The following is a 4,766-nucleotide window of genomic DNA, read 5'->3' on the forward strand; positions in this document are numbered from 1 at the left end:
AGCCATCCGCCGTACCGGAGCTCGCCCACACCCGCGCCCGGCCCATCCACTGGGTCGCCACCGCCACGGCCGTCGCCGGCGTCGTGGCCCTCTCCTCCCTCGTCCGCCCCGGATCGGCCACGGCCGCCCAGCCCACCACCCCCGCCCACGACGGAACCACCGCGGCGGCCGCCGCGCCGCCCGGCACCACCGGGGTGGACTTCCCGCTGGAATGCGGCCCCGTGAAAGCGGTCGTCGCCCGGAAGGCCAGCGGGGACCTCGACGGCGACGGCCGGCCGGAAACCGTGGCCGTCGTGCACTGCGACGCCCCCATGGGCACCCCGCCCGACGGCGTCTACGTCCTCACCCGCGGCGCGGACGGCGGCGGACCGCGCGTCGTCGCCACCCTCGTCGAACCCCGGCAGCGGCTCACGGTCACGGACTTCACCCTCCGCGCGGGGACCGTCACCGCCACCCTGCTCGGTTACTCCTCGGACGCCGTGCCCAGTTGCTGCCCCGACCTGAAGACCCCGGCCACCTGGCGGTGGAACGGCAGCGCCTTCCTGCGCTCCACCCCTGCCGGGGCCCACAGCGTCTGAACCGGGCTCACTCCGCGTCGGGCCCGTACACCTCGACCTTGTCCGAAACCCGGCGCACGTGGATGCACTCGCCGGGACACTCCTTCGCCGAGTCCACCACGTCCGTCAACAGCGGCAGCGGCACCGGCGTGGTCGCCCCCGGCGCCTGGAGCAGCTCGTCCCCCGCCCCCTTGACATAGGCCAGCCCGTCGATGTCCAGCTCGAACACCTCCGGGGCGTACTGGGCGCAGATCCCGTCGCCGGTACACAGGTCCTGGTCGATCCAGACCTCCAGCGTCTCGCCGCCCGGGGCCTCCTGCTGCACGGTCATCTCTCCTGCCGTCGGTTCGCCGGACGGTCCCGGCGCCGCGAGGGCCAGCCGGGTCCGCTCCAGCGGCTGTTGGACACCCTCGACCCTACCCCCGCCCGCCGCACGGCCCGGAGGCACCGGCCCCGGGTTTCCCGCACCGCCCCCTCGGGTACCAGCGCCGGACCGGGACAGGAGTACCCCGGTGGCCGGGCCGATCACTTCAGGCCACCGCGACCGTGACCCCGCCCACCGACGCCGTCGCTCTGCGTGATGATCGTACGAGCGCCCTGCGTGCTGCCCGCGAATGGGCCCACCGGCCACGAACGGACAACTCCGGCCCCCGGCGGAGGGATTCGACCACGCCATGCGCGGAACAACCGGCTTTCTCCTCACGTTGAGTGGGTATCCCCTCCGTGCGAGGCGATGTGCACCGGGTGACCGACGACACACCTTGACAGTCTTTGTGATCTAGGGGTTTCAATCGACACCCACCCAGGTAGGGTCTGGAAGCGTCCAGCTCCCCTTGGAGGAGGTGAGGACCGTGGCAGCCCACGACGACGACATGAACCGCGGCATCCGCCCGGGACGAGGGTCCGAGGACCCGGCCGGGCAGATTGCCTACCTTGAGCAGGAGATCGCCGTCCTGCGCCGCAAGCTCGCCGACTCTCCGCGCCACACGAGGATTCTCGAAGAGCGGATCGTCGAGCTGCAGACCAACCTGGCCGGCGTGTCCGCCCAGAACGAACGACTGGCCAACACCCTCCGCGAGGCCCGCGACCAGATCGTGGCCCTCAAGGAGGAGGTCGACCGGCTCGCCCAGCCGCCGGCCGGCTTCGGAGTCTTCCTGCAGGCCAACGAGGACGGCACCGCCGACATCTTCACCGGCGGCCGCAAGCTCCGCGTGAACGTCAGCCCCAGCGTCGAACTCGACGACCTGCGGCGCGGCCAGGAAATCATGCTCAACGAAGCGCTCAACGTGGTCGAGGCCATGGAATTCGAGCGCGTCGGCGACATCGTCACCCTCAAGGAGATCCTGGAGGACGGCGAGCGCGCCCTCGTACTGGGGCACACCGACGAGGAACGGGTGGTACGGCTCGCCGAGCCGCTGCTGGACGTCACCATCCGCCCCGGCGACGCCCTCCTGCTCGAACCCCGCTCCGGCTACGTCTACGAGGTCGTGCCCAAGAGCGAGGTCGAGGAACTCGTCCTCGAAGAGGTCCCCGACATCGGCTACGAGCAGATCGGCGGCCTCGGCAACCAGATCGAGGCCATCCGCGACGCGGTCGAGCTGCCGTACCTCTACCCCGACCTGTTCAAGGAGCACGAGCTGCGCCCGCCCAAGGGCGTCCTGCTCTACGGCCCGCCCGGCTGCGGCAAGACACTCATCGCCAAGGCCGTCGCGAACTCGCTGGCCAAGAAGGTCGCCGAGGTCACCGGCCAGGCCGCGGGCAAGAGCTTCTTCCTGAACATTAAGGGCCCCGAGCTGCTCAACAAGTACGTCGGCGAGACCGAGCGGCAGATCCGCCTCGTCTTCCAGCGTGCCCGCGAGAAGGCCAGCGAGGGCACCCCCGTGATCGTCTTCTTCGACGAGATGGAATCCCTCTTCCGCACCCGCGGCTCCGGCGTCAGCTCGGACGTGGAGAACACCATCGTCCCGCAGCTGCTCGCCGAGATCGACGGCGTCGAAGGCCTGCAGAACGTGGTCGTGATCGGCGCCTCCAACCGCGAGGACATGATCGACCCCGCCATCCTGCGCCCCGGCCGCCTCGACGTGAAGATCAAGATCGAGCGCCCGGACGCCGAAGCGGCGAGGGACATCTTCGGCAAGTACCTCACCGAACGTCTCCCGCTGCACGCCGAGGACCTCACCGAACACGGCGGCGACAAGAACGCCACGGTCCAGGCCATGATCCAGACCGCGGTCGAGCACATGTACGCCGAATCCGAGGAGAACCGCTTCCTGGAGGTCACCTACGCCAACGGCGACAAGGAAGTCCTCTACTTCAAGGACTTCAACTCCGGAGCCATGATCGAGAACATCGTGGGCCGCGCCAAGAAGATGGCGATCAAGGACTTCCTCGAGAAGAGCCAGAAGGGCCTCCGCGTCTCCCACCTCCTCCAGGCCTGTGTGGACGAGTTCAAGGAGAACGAGGACCTGCCCAACACCACCAACCCCGACGACTGGGCCCGCATCTCCGGAAAGAAGGGCGAGCGGATCGTCTACATCCGCACCCTCATCACCGGAAAGCAGGGCGCGGACACCGGACGCTCCATCGACACGGTGGCGAACACCGGTCAGTACCTGTAACAGCAGGGCGGCTGCGGGTGCCCTCCACGGGGTACCCGCAGCCGACTGCTTTTCGGGCCACGACCGGAGCATCCAATGACGCAAATGATCTCCCCACCAGCGCAAAGGCGTTCTAGGCTCGTTTCTGCCGCCGCGTCGCGCCGTGCGGGATCGGGCACCGCACACACACCGGAGCGCCGGCGGTACTTGAGCGGCGCCCACGACCGAGGGTGCCGCCGGGCAAGGAGGGCCGCATGACCGTACGGCGAGTAATGGGCATCGAGACGGAGTACGGGATCTCCGTCCCCGGCCACCCCAACGCCAATGCCATGCTCACCTCGTCCCAGATCGTCAACGCCTACGCGGCGGCGATGCACCGGGCCCGCCGGGCCCGCTGGGACTTCGAGGAGGAGAATCCGCTGCGGGACGCGCGAGGCTTCGACCTCGCCCGGGAGGCCGCCGACTCCAGCCAGCTCACCGACGAGGACATCGGCCTCGCCAATGTGATCCTCACCAACGGTGCCCGTCTCTACGTCGACCACGCCCACCCCGAATACAGCGCCCCCGAGGTCACCAACCCCCGCGACGCCGTCCTCTGGGACAAGGCGGGCGAGCGGATCATGGCCGAGGCCGCCGAACGGGCGGCCCAGCTGCCCGGGGCCCAGCCGATCCACCTCTACAAGAACAACACCGACAACAAGGGCGCCTCCTACGGCACGCACGAGAACTACCTCATGAAACGGGAGACCCCGTTCTCGGACATCGTGCGCCACCTCACGCCCTTCTTCGTCTCCCGCCAGGTCTTCGCCGGCGCCGGCCGCGTCGGCATCGGCCAGGACGGCCACGAGCACGGCTTCCAGCTCAGCCAGCGCGCGGACTACTTCGAGGTCGAGGTCGGCCTGGAGACCACCCTCAAGCGCCCCATCATCAACACCCGCGACGAACCGCACGCCGACGCCGAGAAGTACCGCCGGCTGCACGTGATCATCGGCGACGCGAACCTCTCCGAGATCTCCACCTACCTCAAGCTGGGCACCACCGCCCTGGTCCTGTCCATGATCGAGGACGGCTTCATCGCCGTGGACCTCGCCGTCGACCAGCCCGTACGCACCCTGCACCAGGTCTCCCACGACCCGTCCCTCAAGCGCCTGGTCACCCTGCGCAGCGGGCGCACACTCACCGCGGTCCAGCTGCAGATGGAGTACTTCGAGCTGGCCCGCAAATACGTCGAGGAGCGCTTCGGCGCCGACGCCGACGACCAGACCAAGGACGTGCTCAGCCGCTGGGAGGACACCCTCACCCGGCTGGAGAACGACCCGATGAGCCTGGCCGGCGAGCTGGACTGGGTCGCCAAGCGCGAGCTGATGGAGGGCTACCGCCGACGCGACGACCTCGACTGGGACGCGGCCCGGCTGCACCTGGTCGACCTTCAGTACGCCGACGTACGCGCCGAGAAGGGCCTCTACAACCGCCTGGTGGCCCGCGGACGCATCAAGCGGCTGCTGGACGAGACCGAGGTCGACCGGGCCCGCACGAAGCCGCCGGAGGACACGCGCGCCTACTTCCGCGGACGCTGCCTGGAGCAGTACGCGGACGACGTCGCCGCCGCGAG

At 69.4% G+C, this 4,766-nt stretch carries 4 protein-coding genes; 3 read left to right on the forward strand and 1 reads right to left on the reverse strand.

What is annotated here, in order from left to right:
- Positions 1–578, forward strand: a 578-nt coding sequence (locus IE312_RS36585; RefSeq protein WP_229900882.1) for a hypothetical protein, incomplete at its 5' end; no start/stop codon positions are given.
- Positions 579–585: 7 nt separating this feature from the next.
- Here the strand turns inward: IE312_RS36585 and IE312_RS36590 are convergent.
- On the reverse strand, positions 586–888 hold the full coding sequence (locus tag IE312_RS36590; RefSeq protein ID WP_189986632.1) for a ferredoxin: 303 nt from the start codon (positions 886–888) through the stop codon (positions 586–588).
- Between the two features lie 520 nt (positions 889–1,408).
- On the opposite strand from IE312_RS36590, the gene arc reads away from it, so the two are divergent.
- Together arc and dop are read left to right on the forward strand one after the other, a co-directional pair.
- Positions 1,409–3,175: a proteasome ATPase gene (gene arc, locus IE312_RS36595; protein ID WP_189986633.1), complete on the forward strand. Its 1,767-nt coding sequence runs from the start codon at positions 1,409–1,411 to the stop codon at positions 3,173–3,175.
- Positions 3,176–3,408: 233 nt separating this feature from the next.
- Positions 3,409–4,766 (forward strand): depupylase/deamidase Dop (gene dop, locus IE312_RS36600; RefSeq protein ID WP_368860042.1); only part of this gene is annotated, 1,358 nt, incomplete at its 3' end.

This window comes from Streptomyces capoamus, from assembly GCF_014654935.1.
Taxonomy (GTDB): Bacteria; Actinomycetota; Actinomycetes; order Streptomycetales; family Streptomycetaceae; genus Streptomyces; species Streptomyces capoamus.